This is a genomic window from Formosa haliotis, from assembly GCF_001685485.1.
Taxonomy (GTDB): Bacteria; Bacteroidota; Bacteroidia; order Flavobacteriales; family Flavobacteriaceae; genus Formosa; species Formosa haliotis.
The window spans coordinates 4136685-4160132 of record NZ_BDEL01000001.1; the positions used below are offsets into that span (position 1 = coordinate 4136685).

Sequence of the window (23448 nt, forward strand, 5' to 3'; positions counted from 1 at the left end):
TATTAAAAAATGTAACGGGTTGGCAATTGGCATTCTTGTTACATTAAATTCTTTTATGCTCGATAGTTTCTGCTTGAAACTATTTTTTTTATAGATGTAAAAGCTATTTGCTTTTAGTATATTAACTAAAGCAGTTAAGTGCGGTAATAAATTTGAGGTGTAATGTCTTATCATGTAGCAATTTATTGATTAAAATTTTTCTCTTTTTCTGTTAAATATTATCCAATGAATTTCAATAGGTAATGGTTTTACTTTTGGTTAGGAAGTAAAATCATTTGCGAGGGAGTAAAGCGTTTGAGGGAATGCTCTGTAAACTAGAGCAAAAGGCTTTGTGTATTGAAATTAGACTTGGGATCATATTTATTACAATTTATGATAACAAAAAACGGTAGTTAAAAGGAGTTAAAAAAAAATAAATGTTAAAGGACTTATAAATTCGACAAAGTGACCCGAGGATACATATTATCGGTTAATTCGGTAGTTTGTCGAGTATAATTTTCTATACATTTAAATATTACTGTATTTACTTACTTCTGTCGTACTTTAGTTACTAGTTAATAATTTGTTTATTAACATATTATGATTAAGATTTTGTTAAATTTTAACTTAAATTTTTATGAAAAAACTAATTCTTATTAGGCATGGAAAATCATCATGGAAATATGATGTAGAAGACATGTATCGGCCTTTAAAATCGGTAGGTGAAGCTAATACCATTAAGGTTTGCAAAACATTTTTAGAAATGTCGGAAATTTCTTTAAAAAATGTGTTTTCAAGTCCGTCAAAACGTACAAGAGATACTTGCGAAATTTTTATTAAAAATTATAGTAATCCGGATAAAATTGAACCCCAAATTATTCAAAATTTATACGATTTTGAAGGTCGAAAATTAGTGCAATTTATTAAATCTTTAGATAATGATTTAGATACTGTTTTTATTTTCGGACATAATAATGCACTCACTAATTTCGTGAATGCTTATGGCGATTTTTATATTGAAAATGTGCCTACAAGTGGACTTGTTGTTCTTGAATTTTTAATAGACAATTGGAGTGATCTTAGTAAAGGAAGTATTAAATTAAAATTATTTCCTAAGGAATTAATCTGATTTTTTTTATTTTAATCCCTTTTAATAACAATCAAAAAACGGTATTGAAACCTAAATACAATATATTTGTAATTAGTATAAAAGAACGATTTGCATGATAAAAGTTGATAAAACGAATAACACTTATATAAATAGAGAACTTAGTTGGCTTCAGTTTAATGCTAGAGTACTACAAGAGGCAGAAGATAAAAATGTTCCATTAATAGAAAGGTTACGATTTCTAGGTATTTTTTCTAATAATTTAGATGAGTTTTTTAAAGTAAGATATGCGACTGTTAAGCGTATAGATCAAGCAGGTAAGGCTGGTAAGAGTGAATTAGGAGGAATTAAGGCCAGCGAACTTTTAGAGATTATTACTGGAATTGTAATTGAACAGCAAGCTGAAAGCTTAGAGATTTTAAATGATATCCAGAATAAATTAAAACATGAGAATATCTTTATTATAGATGAAACTCAAATTAAACCTTCACAACATCAGTTTGTTAAGCAATATTTTATTCAAAAAGTCAGTCCAGCTTTAGTTACCATTATATTAAACGATTCTATAAAATTACCTTTATTAAAAGATAGTGCAGCCTATCTTGCGGTTAAGATGGTTATGAAATCGGGAGATCACCAATATGCATTAATAGAAATTACTAAAAATATGGATCGCTTTGTCGTGCTTCCTCAAGAAGACGATAAGGACTATATTATTATGTTAGACGATTTATTGCGTTATTGTTTAAGTGATATTTTTAATATTTTCGATTATGAGACCATTTCGGCACATATGATAAAAATTACAAGAGATGGCGAATTGGATTTTGAAAGTGATTTAAGTAAAAGTTTTATAGATAAACTTTCAGATAGTGTTAAACATAGGCAAACTAGCGAACCGGTTCGGTTTGTGTACGATAAGCAAATAGATCAAGAAACGCTTCAGTATTTACTGCATAAAATGAACATTGAGCCTTCCGATAGTATTATTCCTGGAGGTCGTTACCATAACAGAAGAGATTATATGGGGTTTCCTAGTTTAGGAAGAACCGATTTGTTGTACGATAAAATAGAACCACTACCAATTAAAGGTCTGAGTTTAGAAGAAAGTATTTTTTCAGCAATTTCAAAAAAGGATTATTTATTATACGCTCCATATCATACTTTTTCTTATGTCGTTAAATTTTTACGAGAAGCAGCATTAGACCCAAAGGTAAAAACTATTAAAATTACAATTTATAGGTTAGCCGAAATTTCTCATATCGCTAGTTCTTTAATTAATGCGGCTAAAAACGGAAAACGAGTTACTGTTTCTATAGAATTACAAGCACGTTTTGATGAGCAAGCTAATATCGCGTATGCCGAACAAATGGAATTGGAAGGAATCAATCTTATTTTTGGTGTTCAGGGCTTAAAGGTACACAGTAAAATGTGTGTTATAGAACGCGAAGAAAATAAGAAAATTAAGCGTTACGGATTTGTAAGTACAGGAAACTTTAATGAATCTACCGCAAAAATATATACCGATTATACGCTATTTACAGCAAATCAGAAGATATTAAAAGATATTAATAAGGTTTTTAGCTTTTTTGAAACAAATTATTTAATATTCAGATATAAACATATTATCACTTCACCTCATTATACTCAAAAAGCACTTTTCAAATTAATTGATACCGAGATAATTAATGTTAAACTTGGTAAGCCGGCTAGTATTAGACTTAAAATGAATAGTATTTCTAGCTACAAAATGGTTGATAAGCTATATGAAGCTAGTAGAGCAGGTGTTAAAATTCAAATGATAGTAAGAGGATTGTGTTGTTTGGTACCTGGAATTAAGGGCATGAGCGAAAATATTGAAGTTATAAGTGTTGTAGATAAGTTTCTAGAGCATACAAGGCTTTATATGTTTGCAAATGGCGGGGATCCAAAAATATTTATTTCGTCTGCAGATTGGATGACGAGAAATATTGAAAATAGGGTAGAAGTAACTTGTCCAATTTACGATGAAAATATCAAGCAAGAATTAATAGATACCTTTAATATTTGTTGGAGCGATAATGTAAAAGCGAGATTGTTAAACTTGGAGCAGACTAATGAATATAAAAGAAATAAGAAAGAAAAAGTGAGATCGCAGTTTGCAACCTACGAATATTACTTAAACAAGCTAAAAGAATAAAATGCTAACAATAAAAAAATATGCAGCAATCGATATCGGATCAAACGCCGTAAGATTGCTTATTGCAAATATTATTGAAGAAGAAGGTAAGCCAACAAAATTTAAAAAAAGCTCTTTGGTTCGTGTACCCATTCGTTTAGGTGCAGATGTGTTTCTAAATGGTAAAATATCAGAACACAATACAGAGCGCATGGTAGATACTATGCATGCCTTTAATTTGCTAATGCGTTCTCATAAAGTAGAAAAATATAAAGCTTGTGCTACATCGGCTATGCGTGAAGCAAAAAATGGACAAGAAGTTGTATCACAAATATTAGAAAAATCTGATATTAAAATAGATATTATTGAAGGCGATGAGGAAGCAGCCATTATTGCGGCTACCGATTTAAATGCTTATATAAACCCAAACAAAACTTATTTATATGTCGATGTGGGTGGGGGTAGTACCGAGTTTACCGTTATTCACGAAGGGGAAACAGCAATATCAAGATCGTTTAAAATAGGAACGGTAAGATTGTTAAACGATATGGTTAAAAAGGAAACTTGGAATGACCTTGAAACTTGGATAAAAGATAATACTAAGAAATACGATAAAATTGATTTAATCGGTTCTGGGGGAATATTAATAAGATATTTAAGGTTTCAGGTAAAGCCATAGGAAAGCCTTTAACTTTTTTTTATTTAACCTCATATTATAACATGTTACAATCGTATTCTTATGAGGAGCGTATTACAGAATTAGACTTAAACCAGGATAGAGCAGATGTTATTATTCCTGCCGCAAGAATATATCTATCTGCTATGAAATGGAGCGGGGCTAAAGATATTTATGTACCGAAAATTGGTTTAAGTGACGGAATTATAAAAAGTTTATATTACGAAACGGTATCGAGTAAAATTTTGGAATAACGGATTTTTTGTGCCGTTTATCTTTTTTTTCCTACAATTATCTAAAATTATATTAAAGTGATTTTTTAATTTTAACTTAGCAGCAAAATCTATCATTATGAAAAAAATTACCTTACTAGTCTTAACCATTCTAGCCACGACAACGAGTTTTGCTCAATTTGACTTATTTGGAGTTAGAGCCGGTATTAATATATCCAACTTGGATTATAGTTCTGAAGTTCCGAGTGGAAATGCACACAGAAACGGAGTTGTAGTTGGATTTACAGCGCAATTTGCACTATCAGACCATTTTTCTATTGCCCCTGAAATTCAATATTCAGCCGAGGGAGCAAAGGAAGAAGAATTAAGATTAGATTATTTAAACCTTCCTGTATTTGCTAAATACAGTATTAACGAAAAATTATCTTTTGGAGTAGGTCCACAAATGGGATTAAAAATCCATGAGTATAAAGACGGATATCAAAACCTAATGTTTTCTGGAGTAGGTGTTATAGAATACTTGTTTTACGAAGATTTTTACGTAGATGTTAGGTATTCTTACGGATTTACAAATGTTTATGACGACGATCAGCCGTATGAAGCAAAAAACAGTAATATCCAGATAGGAATCGGTATGAAAATATTTTAGTACTATTTAATTTACAAAAAAAGCCTGTGTTTAAAGTTTTAAACACAGGCTTTTTTTGTGATGGACTTGCAACAAAAAAATGGACAAATAGTTGAATGACTATGCAGCTAGTTTAAGGTTATATATGTCTAATTCAAATTCTCTTATAGTTCTATTTCCTAAAAAGGAATGTCTTCTTCTACTATTGTACCAGGTTTCTATCCATCCAAAGATGGATAACTCCGCTTCAGATCTCAACTTATAATTGTGCCTATAAACCCATTCTACCTTTAAAGATTTAAAGAACGATTCTGCAACTGCGTTATCCCAGCAATTACCTTTTCTGCTCATAGATTGGTTTACTAAGCCTTTGTAACTTTTAATTAAAGAGGTGAACTTATGGCTGGCATATTGTATACCTCGGTCAGAATGAAAAATTAAAGACTGGGTTAAAGTTGTTTTCTTTATAGCCATATGCCAAGCTTTAATAATAGTATCCTCTGTGCTTAGGTTATCGCTTAGAGCCCACCCAACAACTTTACGGTTAAACAAATCAATAATGACAGTAAGATATAACCAGCCTTGTTTGGTTTTAATATAGGTAATATCACTTACCCAAACTTGATTTTGTCTGCTTACTTCAAAGTTTTGGTTTAATAAATTAGGTGCTATAGGATAATTATGCTTACTATCTGTGGTTGCTTTAAACTTACGTTTTCGTTTTGCAAACAAATAATTAGCACTCATAATACGCGCCACTCTGGGCTTTGATATTTTATAGCCTAATGTCTCCAGTTCTGTTTTTATTCTAGGAGAACCATAGCTTTGAAAACTATCCTTAAATATACCTTTAATAAGCGCAGTTACCTTTTGATTTTCTAACCATAATTTACTTGGTCCTGATTGCAACCAATGGTAATAACCGCTTTTGCTTACCTTTAATATTTGACACATCGTCTCGACAGGAAATCTCATAAGGTGTTGTTTTATAAACCTGTATTTTTCTTGTCGATCGCGGAGAAGATGCTGATGGCCTTTTTTAAGATGTCACGTTCCATTTCAGCACCCTTTAAAGCTTTTTTTAATCGAGCCATCTCTTTTTCTTCATCGGTCATTTTAGGATTACCACGGCCTGGAAAACTGTTCTTACCGTAATCTTTTAACTCTTTACGCCAACGGTAAAGTACGGATGGGAATATGTCCAGGTCTTCACATACTTGCTTTACATTGCCTTTGGCATAACTCAACTCGACTGCTTTTTGTTTAAATTCTAAGGTGTAATGTTTAGATTTTCTTCTCATAATGGCTAAGATAAAAACTAACTAACATATTCTCTCATCTTTACGTCCAGTCTAATATAGGAAGTCCAGTCGATTCAATTTTAGTATTTAAATATTTCACTACAGACTATATTTTTTTTGCCACCATCTTTTTATGGTATTAGGATTTTTACCATATCCGTATCCATATCCGTAACCATAACTTTTTTTATGATCAACATCATTTAGAAGTATGGTCATATTAGGTAATCTTTTTTCATCGTACATGGTCTTCGCAATATGCAATCCTCGTTTATCAATATAATTAGCACGAACTACATAAATAAATAAATCAGCATATTTACTTATGAGTAACGTATCTGTCACCAAACCGATAGCAGCAGTGTCTACAATTATATAATCGTATTGAAGTCTTAATCCATGGAATAACTCAACTATACGATCATTCATTAGTAATTCTGCAGGATTTGGAGGTATGGTACCAGAAGGTATTATATTTAAATGAGGATTATGTTTTATTGGAATTATTATATCTTCAATTTTTAATGAATTATTACTTATAAAATCGGTTAGACCTTTCTTGTTTTTTACATCTAAATATTTAGATGCTTTAGGAACTCTTATGTCCGTTTCTATAAATAAAACTTTTTTATCTGAGTATGATAATGATAAAGCTAGATTGACTGAAGTATGTGACTTCCCTTCTTTACTAGTTGTAGAGGTAATAAATATAATTTTAGCGCGATCCTGTATATTTTTCAACATGAAATCTATGTTTGTTCTTAAAATTCTAAAAGCCTCAGCTTTTGGTGAATAATCTACTTTCTTTACAGTAACATCTTTTGAGTTTGATTTAGGTATTTCACCAATAAATGGTATTTTTAAATAATCTATTAAATCTTTTTTTGTATGAATTTTGTTATCCAATAAGTTTTGTAAATAAATTATTGAAATAGGAACGAACAGACCTAATATAAAAGAAGCTAATAATATAATGTTCTTTTTAGGAGAAACAGGGTTACTTGAAGCATAAGCTTTATCTATTATTTTAGCATTTGGAGAAGACATACCTAAAGAAATAGCTGTTTCTTCTCTTTTTTCTAGTAAATAAAGGTATAAAGATTCCTTTATATTTTGTTGTCTTGTGATATCTCTAAACTGACGTTGTTTTCCTGGAGCAGAATAAATTTGAGAGCTAATTCTATCGTCCTCTTTATTTAAATTATTTAGGGTAATTTGATTAGTTTGTTTTATGTTTTCTAGGCTTTGTTTTAAATTTTGTTTAAGCGCACTTATTTGATTATTAAGATTTATTACTGTTGGATTCTTTTCACTTGAGTTTTTTAAAATCCTATTTCGTTGTAGTACCAATTCGTTATGACTCTTTGTTATTTGGGAAAGTCCGGAGTCTGTAATTCCTATGTCTGCAGGTAATAAGTCAGAATCTTTATCGTTTTCAGTTAGATGGTCACTCATGTAATTAATTAACTGTAATTGATTTGATGTTTTTATTATATTGGACTCATTTTCTCTTTCACTCTGTAGATATATATCTGCTTGTGATGCAAGTGCTGTTAATTTATTCTTTTTTTGGAGAGTTTCTGCAGTAAAATCAATGTTTTCAAGTTCTATAGATACATTCTCTAATCTCTTATTAATAAAATCAGATGTACTTTTTACAATTAATTCTTTATCTTTTATAACATCAATATTATATTTTTCAATAATTTTATTTAATATAGCTACAGCTTTATTTGGAGTTGTTTCTTCTAAGCTCAGTTTAATAACGTTAGATTTTTGATCATTTGAAATTTTAATTTCTTTTAGATACTCATCAACAACTAATTCATAAGGAGATATCTTTATTTCTATAAATGTTCCTGTGTTAGCTCCATATCTTCCAGGGTTGGGAGTAATAATTAAATTTCCATATTCTGTTGAAATTTTATTCCCAAAAGTATACGAAACAGGAGGGTCTGAGTTATTGAATTTAAGTAATTTACTTTTATCATTTTGGTATAAATCAAATTTAGATTCTGATAGGATTTTTATATAAAAAGAAGTATTAATATTCTTTATAATAGAGTCTGCCATAAGAAAATTAAGATTTACAGGTGGATTAACAAAAACTTCTTGGTTTTTTATCTGACCTGAAACATAAAACTTGATGTTTAACTTCAACTCATCGACAACCTCACTAATTATAGTTCTTGATTTTATAATTTCAATTTCATCAACTACTTTAGTGAAAGTGTTAGAGAACATTCCGTAATCTTGAAGTGCAGAAATTTCTGGCATTTTTTTAGAATTTTCATCCTCTTGAATTTTAATCGTTGCTTTTGCATTATATTTGAATGTAGAATATTTGATTTTCAAATAACCTAAACCTATAAAAAAAAATAAACTTAAAAGAATTAGTTTCCATTTAGAAAGATATAAATTAAAAATATTTATAAACTCTTCTTTATTGTTTTTAGATTGAATGTTCATAATCAATTGTTAATTATTAGTGCTGTAATTGTAGCTAATGTAGCTATTGCAGAGATGAGTACAATATTATTCTGATTGTATTTCGAAGATTTAGATTTAGCTTTATTTGGTTCTACGTATATTACATCATTCTGTCTTAAATAATAATATGGTGAGTTTAAAACACTTATAGAGGTTAAGTCAAATTTAAAATACCTATTTTCACCATCAATCTCTCTGATTAAGAATACGTTTTCTCTTTTTCCGTAAATTGTTAAATCTCCTGCCAAGCCTAGAGCTTCTGTTAGAGAGATTTTTTCATCCTGGACGTTATAAGTTCCAGGTCTATTTACCTCTCCTAATATTGTAATAACAAAATTAGCAAGCCTAATGTTTACTATTGGGTCTTTCAAATATTCAGTCAATTTATTTTTTAGATAATTATTGGCCTCGCTTCTTGATAAACCACCAATTTTAATTGTACCCAATATTGGAAATTCTATATTCCCAAATTTATCTATTAAATAAGTTTGCATTTTCAATGTACCCTGTGCACTAATAATCGAAGTGGTATTGTAAGAAACGGCGGGTAAATTAAATGGCTTTGCCGCTTCAGGATCTAATGCTGAAACATCTATCGTTAGTAAATCATCAGGTTTAAAACGTATTTCAAAATCAGGTAAGTTGTTTGAGGAGGAGATAAGTTCATCCTGAAAGTAAGCAATGTTTTCAGAAGATCCACATGAACACAATAAATAGGATCCTATAAATATTGTTAATAATTTAATGTTTTTCATATTGATTAATTGCGTTGATTTTGGTTAATTGATGTTTTTTATTTGTCTAGAACTTCAAATTCTGAATTATTTGAAATATACTCAGGAACAATTTCTTTGATTTTACTAACAATTTCTAAATTTTGCCAATAGGAAATGTTATCATTTAAATCGGTTATTACTTTACAGAGGTTTTTAGAATCTATCATTTTAGACTTTGCTATCATTATTTTTTCATGATAAGTAGGTTTCGTGTTTTCATCATTAGCTAGTAGTTCTTCATATATTTTTTCACCAGGCCTTAAACCCGTAATAGCAATATCAATATCCGAAGGGTAATTAAGACCTGACAATGTTATCATGTTTAAGGCTAAATCGAAAATCTTAACTGATTTTCCCATATCGAAAACAAATATTTCACCTCCTTTACCCATAGCTGCTGCCTCCAATACTAATGAACATGCTTCGGGTATCGTCATAAAATATCTAGTTATATCTTTATGGGTTACAGTTAATGGACCTCCCTTCTCTATCTGTTTTTTGAATAAAGGTATCACGGAACCATTCGATCCTAAAACATTTCCAAAGCGCGTAATTATGAATTTTGTTCGGTTTTCTTTATTAAGACAGCTAATGTATAATTCGGCAATACGTTTTGTGGCTCCCATAACATTAGTAGGGTTAACAGCTTTATCTGTAGAAACCATTACAAACTTTTTAACTTCGTATTTTATTGCTAAATTGGAAATACTTATTGTCCCTCCAACATTTACACTCACGGCCTCAAAAGGATTGTTTTCCATGAGAGGAACATGTTTGTATGCTGCAGCGTGAAAGATAATATCGGGTCTATAATTAGAAAATGTTTGATCTAGTCTATAACTATTGCGAACATCTTGAATAATGACTTCAAAATTCTTTATGTTATTTTGTAAAAATTCTTGTTGCAGTTCGTAAAGTGGTGACTCTGCCACGTCAATCAAAATTAATTTTTTATAATTGAATTTCGTTATTTTCCTAGCAATCTCACTACCTATAGAGCCTGCAGCTCCTGTAACAAATATAACTTTGTTGTAATATTCTTCAATAAGTATTGGGTTATCGATACTTATTGGTTCTCTACCTAGTAAGTCTTCAATATTAACGTCTTTAATCTGACTTATTTTTAAATCACCATCTATCCACTGTTGAACCGGCGGGGTAATTTTTACTTTAATATTTTTAGATAAATAATTTTTTGTGATTTCTAATAAACGATCAGAACTAATATTTTGGATAGATATTATTATTTCGTCAATATTATTTTCCTTTATAAATTCTGTCGTAATTTTGGAGGGAGAATAAACCTCCAATAAGTTTATTTTTTTACCTATTTTTCTGATATTATCATCTATGAATCCGAAAATCTCAATATTACTATTTGAGTCGTTTGTAATCGCATCATAAGTAACCATTCCTGAGTTTCCAGCGCCATAAATTAAAATTAAATGATCTTTTTTTCCAGTTAATAGTAGATCAGATTTTATACTGTGATATACTGATCTTATAAAGAATTTTGCTCCAATTAAGAAAAATATATTCAGTAATAAATGAATATAAATTATTGAACCAGGGATATCAAAAACAGAGTCATAATTATAATTACGACTAATGTAAGTTGAAATAATTAATATCGTTGCTAAAAGGTTGATTCCTATTATTATGTTAATAACATCTTTAATACCAGTAAACCTTACGACACCTTTGTGTGAATTAACTAAAATAAAACTAATGGTAGCTGCAATTAATACAAAAGGGACTTGTTTAAAGAATTTAGTAAAATCGAAAGCTAATTCAAAGTTATATCTAATAAGATAGGCTAGAAAAAACGTAAAAGTAACGATACATAAATCAAATAATAAAACCAGCCATTTGGAGGCATATCTATTTGAAAGTTTGATTAATATGTTGTTTATTTTATTCAAAATATTGAATGATTAAAGACACGATTCTGTTTAAATCTTCAGATGTTAAATTAGATCCGCTAGGAAGACATAGCCCACGATTAAATAAATCATCGGATACCCCATTTATATAGCAAGGATAATTCTTGAAAATGGGCTGCTGGTGCATAGGCTTCCATAAGGGACGTGATTCTATATTATCCTCTTCAAGTAACTCTCTTAATTCTTCTCGCTGATTTTTGTTTTTTAGTAATATACAACTTAACCATCTATTGGAAAAATAGCCTTCAGGCTCATTAAGAAATTCAATAGCATTTATATGATTTAATTGTGCTTTATAAAAATTATAATTTTCACGCCTTTTGGTTACGTGGTCTTCTAAAATTGTCATTTGACCTCTACCAATTCCAGCTACAATATTAGACATCCTATAGTTGTAGCCAATATGAGAATGCACGTACGCAATAGCTTTGTCTTTAGCTTGGGTAGCTAAGAAAACAGCTTTATCCTTGTTTTCTTTTGAATTGCAAACTAAAGCACCTCCTCCAGAAGTTGTAATAATCTTATTTCCATTAAAGGATAATATACCAAATTCTCCTAGGGTACCACACTTTTGTTTAAAATAAGAACTTCCTAAGGCTTCTGCACTATCTTCTATAACAGGTATATTGTATGTTTTCGAAAGCAATGAAATCTCTTTGTGCTTGTATGGCATGCCATAAAGGTGAACAGCAATAATAGCTTTTGGTTTTTTACCTTTTGCTATTCTGTCTTTAATTGCTTGTTCTAATAGTATTGGACAAATATTCCAAGTATCCTGTTCACTATCTACAAAAACAGGTGTAGCACCTTGGTAAACTATTGGATTGGCCGAAGCAGAAAACGTTTTTGATTGGCAAATTACTTCATCTCCTTGCGTAATATTTAATAATATTAAGGCTAAATGTAAAGCCGAAGTACCAGAACTAACAGCAGCGACTTGTTTTTTATTATCTAAATAGCTAATTATATCATTTTCAAAACCGGTTACATTTGGTCCTAGAGGTGCAATCCAATTGGAAGAAAAAGCCTCGTTTATAAAGACAATTTCATTGCCACTCATATGCGGAGATGATAACCATATTTTAGATTTCATAAGTAAAATTGTTTGGTAAAGTTTGTCAACAATTTTATGTTTATTCAGGGACTTTGAACATAAAAATAATACAAGTTTTTAATTTTATTTTAAATGCTGTAAGATAATTAAGTATATAAATATCAACAATTAGTTTATAGTAATTCAAATAAAAACGATGAATAGCAGATATTTACGTTAACTCTTAAAAGAGTGTTAAATTGTCTAATTCTGTACTTTTACAGCTATTAAATTAACATTAAAATCTAGTTAATCACCTTGTTTTAATGCAATTAATCTATCGCATTTTGAGAAAGTCAGGTTAGGTTTAAAATGGTTATGTTTTAATGGCTCGTTGATACCGTTTAACCAGTCGATATACATATTTACAATATGCCCTCCAGCTTCATGGGTAAATGGATAACCTCCCCCAAATCGAGGATTTAATTCAAGAACATAATATTTGTTTTTATGTTTTAAAATATCGCAATCTAGGTTCCCTATATGCCCAAGGCTGTTGCTAATTTTTGCACCAATATTTTGTATAGTTTCGTTAATAATAGACTTAGCAATATCTGTTTCGCCAGATCTCATTTTTATTTTTTCTTTTACAAATGTAGTGACATAATTAGTGTCTAAATCATTTAAAATATCTATTCCATATTCAGAGCCTTCAATTTTTCTTGAATGAGAATAGCGTGATCAAAATCAGCTTCGCTAGCTGTATTAAGAATTGATTTTTTTAGTTTGATTTTTTGTAAAGCGTAAGCCAGTTTCATTTCTTCAATAGATTCTGCAAAATCTATCCCAATTGAAGCACTTCCCCAACGAGGTTTTATAACAACAGGAAAAAGTAATTCGTCTTGATTAATACCATCTAAAGCATCATCAATAGTTAAATAAGTTTTAGGAGTAGGAATATCATGTTTAATAAAGAAATTATAAGTTTCCCATTTATCGCATGAAATGTTTATGACACGTTCGTTAGAAACGATTAATGCTACTTGTCTGTTTTTAAATGCTTCAAAATGTTTAGATAATATTGGTAACTCCAAGTCGTTTAAGGAAATGATTGCTGTTATCTTAAATTGATCTATAATTTTTAGTAGCTCTGGAATATAATTTTCGCTATAAATACTAGGAACTTCAATAGCAACATCGGCATCACTCATAGCTGGGGCTTGAGTGCTTATATCGGCAGCATAAATTAGCCCGTTACCATTTAAGGCTTCTTTAAAGTAATTAATCAGATAGTTTCTTCTACCTGCACAAGTAAATAGTATATTTTGAATCATTTTTGGTGGTTTATGTTGATTAATAGCAATTATTTAAATTAAGTTTTCGTGCCTTTAAAATCGGGTACTATGTCGTTTTCTACACTGTAAATTCCATCTTTTTGAAAACTTTATACACGGTTAGAAATAAAATCTTAATATCAAGTAGGAAAGATAAATTGTTAACATACCAAATATCATATTCAAATTTTTGTTCCCAACTTAATGTGTTTCTACCATTTATTTGTGCCCAACCTGTAATACCGGGTTTTATATCATGTCTATGTTTTTGCACATCGTTATATAGAGGTAAATACCTAACCAATAGTGGTCGGGGGCCAATTAAACTCATGTCTCCTTTTATAACATTTAATAATTGTGGAATTTCATCTAATGAATATTTTCTAACAAAAATCCCTGCCTTAGTTAAGCGCTTCGACTCTGGAAGTAAATCTCCTTTTTCGTCTTTTTCATCGGTCATGGATTTAAATTTAATTATTTTAAATACTTTACCGTCTTTTCCTGGACGAGGTTGAAAGAAAAATGGAGAGCCGTGATTTATCCACGATAATATTAGAGCAACTGTAATAAATATTGGAAAAAGTATGATAAAACTAGTCAATGCTATTATGAAGTCTAAAAATGGTTTAAATAAATTTTTATATATTTTCATATAATTTAAGCATTAATATTTTCAAGTGATTTATACTCGTTAAGTAATTCTTTCCAAATATATTCTTGTTGGTAATTTTTTATAATATTATTTCTTGAATTTAATTTTAATGTTTCAACTAACGTAGGTTCGTTTAGTAATAATTCCATAGCTTTATATAATTCCTCTTCATTTTTTGAAGGAACTATTAGTCCATTAATATTATGTTTAATAATTTCATTACAACCATTAATATCACTTACAATACATGGTAATTCCATAGCACTAGCTTGTAAAACTACGTTAGGAAAACCTTCTCTGTAACTAGGGAAAACTAATGCGTTAGCAATTACAAAATAAGGTCTAACATCGTTTTGAAAACCTGTTGCAATAATATTTGGGTTATTATCAATTTCTGAAACAATACTTTTATTTAATGGATCTAGGCTGTTTTCATATCCACCCACTAATAGTAACTTACATTTTTTATAGCGTTTATTCAGATTTAAAAAAACTTGAACTAATTCGTTAATACCTTTATCTTTAACAAGTCTCCCAACAAATACAAAGATAAAATCAGAATCTTTAATATTTAATTCTTTTTATAATTTAATTTAGTTTGCTGGGAAATTAGGTTTGGGTCAAAATGGTTTATGTTTATTCCGTTAGAACTTCCTTTCCCAATAACTTTAAGTTTAGATGGATTTGTGAATTTTTTTTTAAGATATAAGAGTATAACCCATTGGAATTCGGATAAATTTTGGTGGCACATGAGTACGTTATTTTTTCAACCATATTTAAAATATGCATTTTAATTCCTGAAGACTCCATCAGAGGTAATCCTGCTATAGTATGTAGTCTATTTGGTACACCTGCTAATTTGGATGCTAACATACCAACTGTACCTGCTTTAGGAGTATGTGTATGAACAATAAACGGTTTTTCCTTTTTAAAATTTTATATAGTTGGTATGTAGATATTAAGTCTTTAAAGGGTGTAATCTTTCTTGTCATCATTACACCAATTGTTTTAATACCTTCTTTTCTAGAAACTTGGTCTAAAATGTCTCCTTTACTTGATATCCCAATAACTGTATAGAATTGGTTCATATACCTTAGTTGTCCTTTAAGTAAACTGTCTAAAGATGTGGGAACTGTTGTTATTCTGATTATTTTTTTGATAATGATGTGATTAAAATATTAATTCAAAAATAATTATTCAATATAAGAATTTATTTGTTGTATAAATTTAATTATTGTTCTAGTTTCTAAAAATAAATCAAATTCTTTCCTATTAAACGAAGTATCACTAGAATAGCATAGTTTTAAACTCTCATATAAAGAATTTATACATTCTGTATTACATGTGAAAATTCCTTTGATTTCATTGATTCCTCCAGCACATAAAGTACTAACTACTTTTGTGTTTTGAGACATCATTTGTAGTAATACATTGGGAAACCCTTCAACCCTTGAAGATACTACACATATTTTTGCATATTTAAAATAACTATATACGTCATCAACATGTCCTGTAAATATGACACTTGTAGATAAATTTAAATTATTAACTAAGCTTTTTAATTCGGTTTTATTTTGACCATTCCCGAGTATATATAAATATAAATTTGGAAAATCTTTTTTTAATAATTCAAATGATTTAATTAAAATGTCGAAGCCTTTTTCATCTATGAGTCTACCGGCTGAAACTATATAATCATGATTACATGATTGTATTTTTTGATTAGTTTTTATTTTTTGTGAATAATTTAAATTAATTGGATTGGGTATAACTTTTACTAATGTTCTATTTTTTATAAAAGGAATATTTAAAATTAGTTGATCCTTCATAAATTGTGTCTGACAAATTAATAAGTTAATGTTATAATACCCAATTTTATATGCTAATTTGTAGCTAAGTAATTTACTTCCTTTAAATCTTGTGAAAATTGAGGTAGACTCTCTTGCGATGAAGTATTCAGTTTTTAATGCCTTAAATTTTAGTAATAGACCTATTAATGCATTTAGGTAAACATGCGATGTAAAAACATAATTAAAATGTAGTTTGTTTTTTGTTATATATTTCACAAATTTGATCGTACCGTGAAGTTGTCCTTTATTAGAGCCAATTATTTGTGTTGTGTTTAATATTAAATCATCCCATTGCTTACTTTTATTATCTTTTAAAAGTAAATAATAATTTTTTCTTTTAAATAGAAGCGAGTAATCATCTTTAAAATATTTTCAGCCCCACCGAGATTATTATTGGGAAGTACAATCAATATTTTTTTCATTTTTTTGATACTAGTTCTGTAAATAAAGATTCGTATTTTGGAATGATAATTGATTCATCATATCTATCTTTTATAGTCTTATTTATTTCTTTAGGGTTAAAATGATAGTTCTTATTTATAGAATTTAAGGTATTAATAAACTCATTTTCAGATTTAACAAGAAAACCATTTTTTGAATTTATTATTATTTCATTTAATCCACCAGGGGCTTCAAATGCAACAACTGGCGTCCCTATAGCACAACTTTCTACAAGTGCATTAGGAAAACCCTCTACATAAGACCCGTTCAAAAAAACATCACTAGTGGCTAAATATTTAGACACGTTATTTGTGTAGGAAATGTGAGTAATCTTATTTTCTAAGTTTAAAGCTTTAATAAGCCTTGTTATGTTTGGTAATTCTTCTCCATCACCGATAATTATGTACTTGAAATTATGATTTATTTTAGAGAGCCCATAAATTATTCTATCGTAACCCTTTCTTTTGTGTAATGTACCGATTGTAATATATTTAATTGGTTTTTCAAATTTATATGGAAGTGGTTTGCATTTAAAATTTTTTGATACGGGATTATTAATTATTACAATTTTTGTGTTTTTAATATTATAATTTGATTTAAGATCGTTATACATGTCTTTAGATTGACATATTATCACATCAAGAAATGAGTGGTAGTTAGAAAAAATATTGATTTTTTTGTTTTTAGAGGGTTCAGCAAATTTTTTTAATGTGGTTATTACACTAGCTTCACGGCCAATAAATTTAATTTTAGGAAAAAATATAGAAATTAGTGATAAAAGCTTATTAACATGAGATATAGATCCTAACACAATGTCGGGTTTAGTTTTTATGATTAAGTTTAGTAATGGAGGGACTCCTTTTAATACTCTAGATTTGTTTAAATAATAAACATCTGTTTTATTAGTAGTATAAACAGCATCCTTTTTATAACCGATTACAATCAAAATTGGAATAAATTTCTTTTTATCTAAGTGTTTTGAAATATAAGAAATAACACGTTCAGCACCACCTGCTTTTAATGAAGGTAAAACAAATAATATTTTTATTTTTTTAGAAACCATTTAGCGAATTGAATAACCTTTACCATTCTTAACTAACCATTGCTTTAAAACTAAGAGACTCCAAATTGTAGAATACCTATTACTCTTTCTTGACATATGCTCAGCTATAATCCTTTTGGCGGCAGTCTTATTTATTAATGGAATAAGATCCAAGCCTTCATCGTTTAATTCTGTTAATACATATTCTTTTAACTCATTTCTAAACCATTCAGAGAAAGGCATTGTAAACCCAGATTTAGGTCTGTTAAATATATCTTTTGGGACATAATCAAACAATAATTCTTTTAAAATATATTTGGTAACATTATTTTTAAAATCATATTTATAAGATGTAGGTAAAGATCGAGCAAATTCAACAATACGATAATCTTGAAGTGGAGCTCTAACTTCTAGAGAATATGCCATAGACGCTCTGTCTACTTTGGTATTAATATCCCAATTTAAATAGGTTTTTATATCAAAATCAGAAATTCTTTCAAATATATTTTTATCAGTATGAATTAAGTATTTTAACTCTTCGATGTTCTTATATCTATGCGTTAAACTCGAACCAGTAATTGAGTTTATATATAAATCGTTAATATCATCAGACATTAGCCAACTTGATATTCTTTGTGTTTTATAATTAGGATATAGATTTAATGCTTTAGCAGAAAATTTTCTTAAATTTACAGGGATTTTCATAGCTAAATTTGCCGTTTTCATCCATTCGTATCTTTTGTAACCAATAAAATTTTCATCTCCTGCATCACCTGAAAGAGCTACTGTTACTCTTGATTTAGTGTGTTTGGACAAAAGCATTGAAGGTATGGCCGAGGAGTCGGCAAAAGGCTCGTCAAAAAAATAACAAAAATTTTCAATTAAATCTATTCCTTCTTTGTAATTACAGGCAATTGTGTGATGATCTGTGTTTAAATGGTTGGCAACTTGTTCTGCAAATTTGCTTTCATCAAATCCTTTTTCATTAAATTTTACAGAAAATGTTTTTATTTTACTAGAAGTTGTTTGGGAGGCTATAGCTGATATTAAAGATGAATCTACTCCGCCAGAAAGAAAAACACCTACAGGTACATCTGCAAATAATCTTGTTTTTACGGCGTCTTTTAATAAAATATTAAGATCTACTTTGGCTTCGGAAAAGCTTCCCTTATAAATGTTTTTCGATTGGTAATCGATATCCCAATATTGATTTATTTTAATTGTTCTTGTGCTTAAATCGAAAACAAGTGTATGCCCAGCTTTTAATTTCTTTATTTCATTAAATATGGAATTGGGGTCAGGAATATTACCCCATGTTAGATAGCTGGAAATAGATTCTTTTGATATTGTTAAATTCGAGTTATGGAGTTGAATTGACGATAGCTGGCTAGAAAATTCAAAATCATGGTTTTCTTGATAATAGTAAAAAGGCTTTTGCCCTAATCGATCTCTCGCTCCAAATAACTGATTTTTATTTTCATCATAAATTACAAAAGCGAACATCCCATTAAAATGGTTAACACAATCTTCTCCATATTCTAAATAGGCAGCACATATGACTTCGGTATCACTAGCTGTGGAAAATATATGCCCCTTTAATTGAAGTTCTTTCTTTAATATTTTAAAATTAAAAATTTCACCATTGAAAACGATGTGGGTACGTTTATTAAAAGTTAGAGGTTGATTAGATCTAGGGTCTAAATCTATTATAGAAAGTCTATTATGACCTAATATAACGTTTTTTGATTGAGGAGAGGTAAAGGATTTAAAACCCATTTTGTCTGGACCTCGAAAAGAAGCTCTTTTTAGTTTATCTTCTATTTCACTTAGATTATAATGTAATGTAGTTCCGTAAATTCCGCACATAAATTTATTGATCGCTTTTAGATTTAAAAACATTTTTATATAATTCAAAATGCTTATCGTAAACATTTTCTATACTAAAATTGTTTTTAGATGTTAGGTAGAGTTTTTCCGCTTTTAGCATTGATTCTTCAAAATTCTTAACAGTATATACTAATGCATCATTAAATTTTGTTAGAGATATGACTGTAGCATTAGAATCATTCAAAAAATCTGGTATGCTGCCCACAGGAGTAGTAACTATTGGGAGTTTGTTTGCTGCAGCTTCAATTAAAACTAATGGCATGCCTTCCCATAGCGAAGGAAGTATTAAACAATGGGCAGATGAGAGGTACTTTTGTATTTTATTTTGAAATCCATGAAATACAAAATATTTATTTAATCTTTTTTCATCAATTCTTTTTAATAATTCAGTTTTCATATTGCCATCACCTACTATATTTATTAAAAAATTAGTTATATCATTTTTTAATAAATGTTCTGCAGAGGAAATAAGAAATAAAGGGTTTTTAGGCGTATTTAGTCTACCTAGAAAAAGGAAATTAAAGGTTTCTTTAGTTTCATATGTTCTGGGTTGTTTGTTTGCTAAATTTTTGAAATCAACCCCATTTGGGATGATTTTATTGTTTTTTAGATACCACTTTTTGGAATTATCACTAAAAATAATATCTACTTCCCTTATTTTTTTTGTTAAAAACAGAAATGATCTTCTATTTATGGACGCGACTTCATTTGTGTGTATCGTAAATATTATAGGAATTTTATTCAAATATTTTATTTTATATAGCACACCTAAGAATACACTATGAAATTGATGACAATGAAAAATAACATTTTTTAAATTGCCTATAACTTGGTGTAAATTTTCAAGTCCTTTAAATAAGCTTTTGTTCTTAAATGAATTTATATTCAAGAAGTGAACTTCAATATTATTTTCGTTAAATTTATGCTTAAGAGTATCAACATGCGATAAAGAGAAAACTATTGTTCTTATACTTTTATTGCTCTGTTTAGCTAATTGTAATACCATTTGCTCAGCTCCTCCTCCTGCTAGGCTGCTAGATAAATGTACTATTATCATAAAGTAAATTGGTTATTATCTGATTAATGTTTTTTGATTCAACATAGCGAAAAAACTAGATAGGTTAAATATAAATAAAATTGATAGAATAATACTTCGTATTAAGCTTAATAATTAACTAATATATTGATGTTTATTAATGAACTAATTAATTTAGTTAAATTAATATTACGATTTAATATTTAATTAGCGAGATTCATTTTTTGTGGTTACGATTTCATTTCTAGTATTTAAAGAAATAAAAAGCCATAAAGAAATAAAAGTAACATGATTTATTGTATCAAAATTATGATTAGTCAGATGTACTGCAATAATAACAAGTGTGGTTAAGAATAGGTATACTTCATTTTTTATACTTTTTAAACTTTTATAAAGCATGAATAAATAAATACAGATAAACAAGAAGAAGGGGATTAAACCACCTTCACCTAATATTCTCAAATAATTATTATGTACCCCAACTCCATTTTTTTCGCCAATCGAAAAAGATTTATATCCATTACCAAAAGTTATTGAATTAAAAATTTGATCATAATATAATGACCATGTTTGAGTCCTAGAGTCTTCGTTTATTTGAGAAGAATTTATAACATTGTTGTTAAATATATTTTCTAAGAGAGAAAGTCGTTCGGTATTTAATTTTAATATAGAAGCAAAGCTTAAAAATAATAATATTGATCCGAGACCTAATATTAATATTTTAATGTTTTTTCTGTTTTGAAGAATTGAAAATAATACTATTATTAACCATAGTAAGAAAAATGTTCTAGAGAATGTTAAAGCTCCACTAACCGTAAAAATAAAAAAACATATTAATTTCCATTTTTCTACTTTTAAAGAAAAAGAGAGTGCGCAACCTATTAAACAAACAAAACCTGCTGAATTAGGATCCAAATAAAAACCACTATATCTACCATAATCCATTGGAAAAAAAATAGCATTTATAACAATACTAATAGCTCCTAATATAAAGAATATAATAAGTTCTTTATTGCTAGTTTGTCTTGCTACTTCTGTACTGCAAACAATAAGTAGGATATATTTAAAAAAATCAATATAATAATATTTTTCGTCATCAACGTTAATTACTCCCGAGATAGTAAAATAAGAAATAGCAAATATTATAAAAACCCATATGGGCTTGTTCTTAGGGTTGATTAAATAAAAGGTCAATAAAAGGAAGAAACTTAAATAACTAAAAAAACTACCTAGAGAGTCTCCAAAGCAAACAAGAATAATACTAGGTATATTACATATTAAAAATAGTAGTATAATATATCTGAAAAACTTCATGTTATATAATTTTTAATTTATTCAAATGTTTAATATAAATGTATAAAATAATACTATTGGTTGCAGAAACAATTGATGTAGAGAGAGCCAATCCGAAAACACCAAGTATGTTAACCAAATAATAGTTTAGAATTATATTTAAAATCAAGCTAAAAATGGCTGCAATAGCCATAAAATTATTTTTATTAATTGATGTTAAAAACCTAACCATAATTATTCCTGAAATATAAGCAGGTATTTGTAATAAATACATTTGCTGAATTTTAGATACAATTAATGTGTCTGCATTGGTAAAGGCATTTCTTTCAAAAATTAGGGAGATAATAGGAGTAGATATTATTATAAGCAATATAGAAATTAAAGAACTACTAACCACTATAATCTTTAAAATTTTATTTAGTTTAATATAATTTCCATTTGGGTCATTTGTCGCATTTTTTGAAAAATAAGGTAATAGTACGTTACCTAGAGCTATTGTAGCTATTCCGATAGCAAACATTGGTATTTTAACACCATAATTTAACGCAGCAATTGATCCTATTATTAGTTGAGCTGCAAAATATTGATCTACAACTTGGTTTAGTCCTGAAAATAAATTGGAAGTTAATTTAGCAGGTAGTTGTTTAAATAGCATTGTGATATTACTTGAAGTTAAATCGGGTTTTTTTAAATGAATTATGTTTCTTCTAAAAGAAACAATCGACAGGAAAATAAAATTTAAAATACTACCTAACAATGTAGATAGAGCCAATACTGTCGGCCCTAATTCCTCTTTAAAGAATAATAAACTTATTATTATTGTAATTGGTATAAAGATTGAACCTATAGAAGAAAAGGTAAATTCATTATCTATGGTTAACAATCCACTTAATAAAGATGAAAGTCCCCAAAAAATAATACTAGGAATAATATAGTATAATTGAATTTTAATTAATTCATAGTAAGCTACTGTATGTCCTTTAAAGAAAAGTTCTAAATAGACGTCAGTAGTTAATAATGCTATAATGCAAAAAAATAAAGAAATACCAACTGTTATAATAAAGCAAGAACTTTGAAAGGCGCCTATATCTGTTGATTTTTCTTTTTCTAAAACATAATTAGGAATAAATACACTCTTAAAACCACTTAAAAAAATATTACTGATTAATCCAGGAATTAAAATAGCAATATAAAAAGTGTCTAATAATTCGGATATTCCAAAATTATTAGCGATAACTATTTCTTTAAAAAATCCAATTCCCTTTACTAATAAAGTTGTAAGAGCAACTATTAGAATATTTATTAAGGTTGCATTTTTTAAAATGGATCTAATAAATCTAGAGTATTTAAATTTGAATGTCAACGGTTTTTTATTGAATGTTTAAATATAGATAATTATAAGTTTTGTAAATGAATTTAGTAAATTATTTTTTTTGTAAGAGTTTTTTTCTAAATGTTAAAATTTAGTGTAGTTATAATCTAAATTTCAGATGTCAACGTATTTAACATGTAGAGAATAAACCTAGCGTAAGGTTTTTCTTTCGTAAAATTTTTATTGAAAGAAAAACACTTCAAATTAGTGTTTTTG

The 23448-nt window shown here is 28.5% G+C and carries 17 protein-coding genes and 2 pseudogenes; 4 read left to right on the forward strand and 15 right to left on the reverse strand.

All coding sequences use genetic code 11. From position 1 onward, the window contains the following. Positions 1 to 616: 616 nt before the first annotated feature. From A9D35_RS17540 to A9D35_RS17555, 4 genes and pseudogenes are all read left to right on the forward strand, one after another. Complete coding sequence (locus A9D35_RS17540; protein ID WP_066225407.1) at positions 617 to 1108, forward strand: SixA phosphatase family protein; 492 nt, start codon at positions 617 to 619, stop codon at positions 1106 to 1108. A gap of 94 nt (positions 1109 to 1202) precedes the next feature. Continuing rightward, the gene (ppk1, locus tag A9D35_RS17545; RefSeq protein ID WP_066225409.1) at positions 1203 to 3266 is read left to right on the forward strand and encodes a polyphosphate kinase 1; all 2064 of its coding nucleotides are present in this window, start codon (positions 1203 to 1205) and stop codon (positions 3264 to 3266) included. Between the two features lies 1 nt (position 3267). After that, a pseudogene (locus tag A9D35_RS17550) lies at positions 3268 to 4175 on the forward strand (Ppx/GppA phosphatase family protein). A gap of 97 nt (positions 4176 to 4272) precedes the next feature. Next, positions 4273 to 4803, forward strand: a complete 531-nt coding sequence (locus A9D35_RS17555) for a porin family protein (RefSeq protein ID WP_066225411.1) — start codon at positions 4273 to 4275, stop codon at positions 4801 to 4803. 99 nt (positions 4804 to 4902) lie between these two features. Here A9D35_RS17555 and A9D35_RS17560 read toward each other — a convergent pair. From A9D35_RS17560 to murJ, 15 genes and pseudogenes are all read right to left on the reverse strand, one after another. After that, positions 4903 to 6083 (reverse strand): IS3 family transposase gene (locus tag A9D35_RS17560; RefSeq protein ID WP_141675575.1). Its coding sequence is split into 2 segments (ribosomal slippage): positions 4903 to 5828 and positions 5828 to 6083, totalling 1182 coding nucleotides; the frame shifts between segments, so codons are not numbered across the junction. A 99-nt stretch (positions 6084 to 6182) separates the two neighbouring features. Continuing rightward, positions 6183 to 8552, reverse strand: coding sequence for a GumC family protein (locus A9D35_RS17570; RefSeq protein ID WP_066225417.1), 2370 nt, complete (start codon positions 8550 to 8552; stop codon positions 6183 to 6185). A 2-nt stretch (positions 8553 to 8554) separates the two neighbouring features. Further along, the gene (locus A9D35_RS17575; protein ID WP_066225419.1) at positions 8555 to 9328 is read right to left on the reverse strand and encodes a polysaccharide biosynthesis/export family protein; all 774 of its coding nucleotides are present in this window, start codon (positions 9326 to 9328) and stop codon (positions 8555 to 8557) included. 38 nt (positions 9329 to 9366) lie between these two features. Then, positions 9367 to 11271 (reverse strand): polysaccharide biosynthesis protein, encoded by a 1905-nt coding sequence (locus A9D35_RS17580; RefSeq protein WP_083191746.1) that lies wholly within the window; start codon positions 11269 to 11271, stop codon positions 9367 to 9369. Beyond that, positions 11264 to 12385 (reverse strand): DegT/DnrJ/EryC1/StrS family aminotransferase, encoded by a 1122-nt coding sequence (locus A9D35_RS17585; protein WP_066225421.1) that lies wholly within the window; start codon positions 12383 to 12385, stop codon positions 11264 to 11266. The genes A9D35_RS17580 and A9D35_RS17585 overlap by 8 nt, the downstream gene beginning before the upstream one ends. Positions 12386 to 12634: 249 nt before the next feature. Next, complete coding sequence (locus tag A9D35_RS19320) at positions 12635 to 13042, reverse strand: ATP-grasp domain-containing protein (protein ID WP_369692209.1); 408 nt, start codon at positions 13040 to 13042, stop codon at positions 12635 to 12637. Next, a complete protein-coding gene (locus A9D35_RS19325) occupies positions 13018 to 13659 on the reverse strand; it encodes an ATP-grasp domain-containing protein (protein ID WP_235817920.1) in 642 nt (213 codons plus the stop codon). Before A9D35_RS19325 ends, A9D35_RS19320 begins: the two co-directional genes overlap by 25 nt. A 79-nt stretch (positions 13660 to 13738) precedes the next feature. Further along, a complete protein-coding gene (locus A9D35_RS17595; RefSeq protein ID WP_141675615.1) occupies positions 13739 to 14305 on the reverse strand; it encodes a sugar transferase in 567 nt (188 codons plus the stop codon). An 11-nt stretch (positions 14306 to 14316) separates the two neighbouring features. After that, a pseudogene (locus A9D35_RS17600) lies at positions 14317 to 15471 on the reverse strand (glycosyltransferase family 4 protein). Between the two features lie 33 nt (positions 15472 to 15504). Next, a complete protein-coding gene (locus tag A9D35_RS17605; RefSeq protein ID WP_066225423.1) occupies positions 15505 to 16377 on the reverse strand; it encodes a glycosyltransferase in 873 nt (290 codons plus the stop codon). A gap of 202 nt (positions 16378 to 16579) precedes the next feature. Beyond that, the gene (locus A9D35_RS17610; RefSeq protein ID WP_066225425.1) at positions 16580 to 17665 is read right to left on the reverse strand and encodes a glycosyltransferase; all 1086 of its coding nucleotides are present in this window, start codon (positions 17663 to 17665) and stop codon (positions 16580 to 16582) included. Next, positions 17666 to 19543, reverse strand: coding sequence for an asparagine synthase (glutamine-hydrolyzing) (gene asnB, locus A9D35_RS17615; protein ID WP_235817921.1), 1878 nt, complete (start codon positions 19541 to 19543; stop codon positions 17666 to 17668). Next, positions 19515 to 20588 (reverse strand): glycosyltransferase family 4 protein, encoded by a 1074-nt coding sequence (locus A9D35_RS17620; RefSeq protein WP_066225428.1) that lies wholly within the window; start codon positions 20586 to 20588, stop codon positions 19515 to 19517. The genes asnB and A9D35_RS17620 overlap by 29 nt, the downstream gene beginning before the upstream one ends. 186 nt (positions 20589 to 20774) lie before the next feature. Next, positions 20775 to 21881: an O-antigen ligase family protein gene (locus tag A9D35_RS17625; RefSeq protein ID WP_066225431.1), complete on the reverse strand. Its 1107-nt coding sequence runs from the start codon at positions 21879 to 21881 to the stop codon at positions 20775 to 20777. 1 nt (position 21882) lies between these two features. Next, positions 21883 to 23223: a murein biosynthesis integral membrane protein MurJ gene (murJ, locus tag A9D35_RS17630; RefSeq protein WP_066225433.1), complete on the reverse strand. Its 1341-nt coding sequence runs from the start codon at positions 23221 to 23223 to the stop codon at positions 21883 to 21885. Between the last annotated feature and the right edge of the window lie 225 nt (positions 23224 to 23448).

Coding starts and splice junctions, on each gene's coding strand:
- A9D35_RS17540 (WP_066225407.1), top strand. CDS start 617: ATGAAAAAACTAATTCTTATTAGGCATGGAAAATCATCATGGAAATAT.
- ppk1 (WP_066225409.1), top strand. CDS start 1,203: ATGATAAAAGTTGATAAAACGAATAACACTTATATAAATAGAGAACTT.
- A9D35_RS17555 (WP_066225411.1), top strand. CDS start 4,273: ATGAAAAAAATTACCTTACTAGTCTTAACCATTCTAGCCACGACAACG.
- A9D35_RS17570 (WP_066225417.1), bottom strand. CDS start 8,552: ATGAACATTCAATCTAAAAACAATAAAGAAGAGTTTATAAATATTTTT.
- A9D35_RS17575 (WP_066225419.1), bottom strand. CDS start 9,328: ATGAAAAACATTAAATTATTAACAATATTTATAGGATCCTATTTATTG.
- A9D35_RS17585 (WP_066225421.1), bottom strand. CDS start 12,385: ATGAAATCTAAAATATGGTTATCATCTCCGCATATGAGTGGCAATGAA.
- A9D35_RS19325 (WP_235817920.1), bottom strand. CDS start 13,659: ATGATTCAAAATATACTATTTACTTGTGCAGGTAGAAGAAACTATCTG.
- A9D35_RS17610 (WP_066225425.1), bottom strand. CDS start 17,665: ATGGTTTCTAAAAAAATAAAAATATTATTTGTTTTACCTTCATTAAAA.
- asnB (WP_235817921.1), bottom strand. CDS start 19,543: ATGTTTTTAAATCTAAAAGCGATCAATAAATTTATGTGCGGAATTTAC.
- A9D35_RS17620 (WP_066225428.1), bottom strand. CDS start 20,588: ATGATAATAGTACATTTATCTAGCAGCCTAGCAGGAGGAGGAGCTGAG.
- A9D35_RS17625 (WP_066225431.1), bottom strand. CDS start 21,881: ATGAAGTTTTTCAGATATATTATACTACTATTTTTAATATGTAATATA.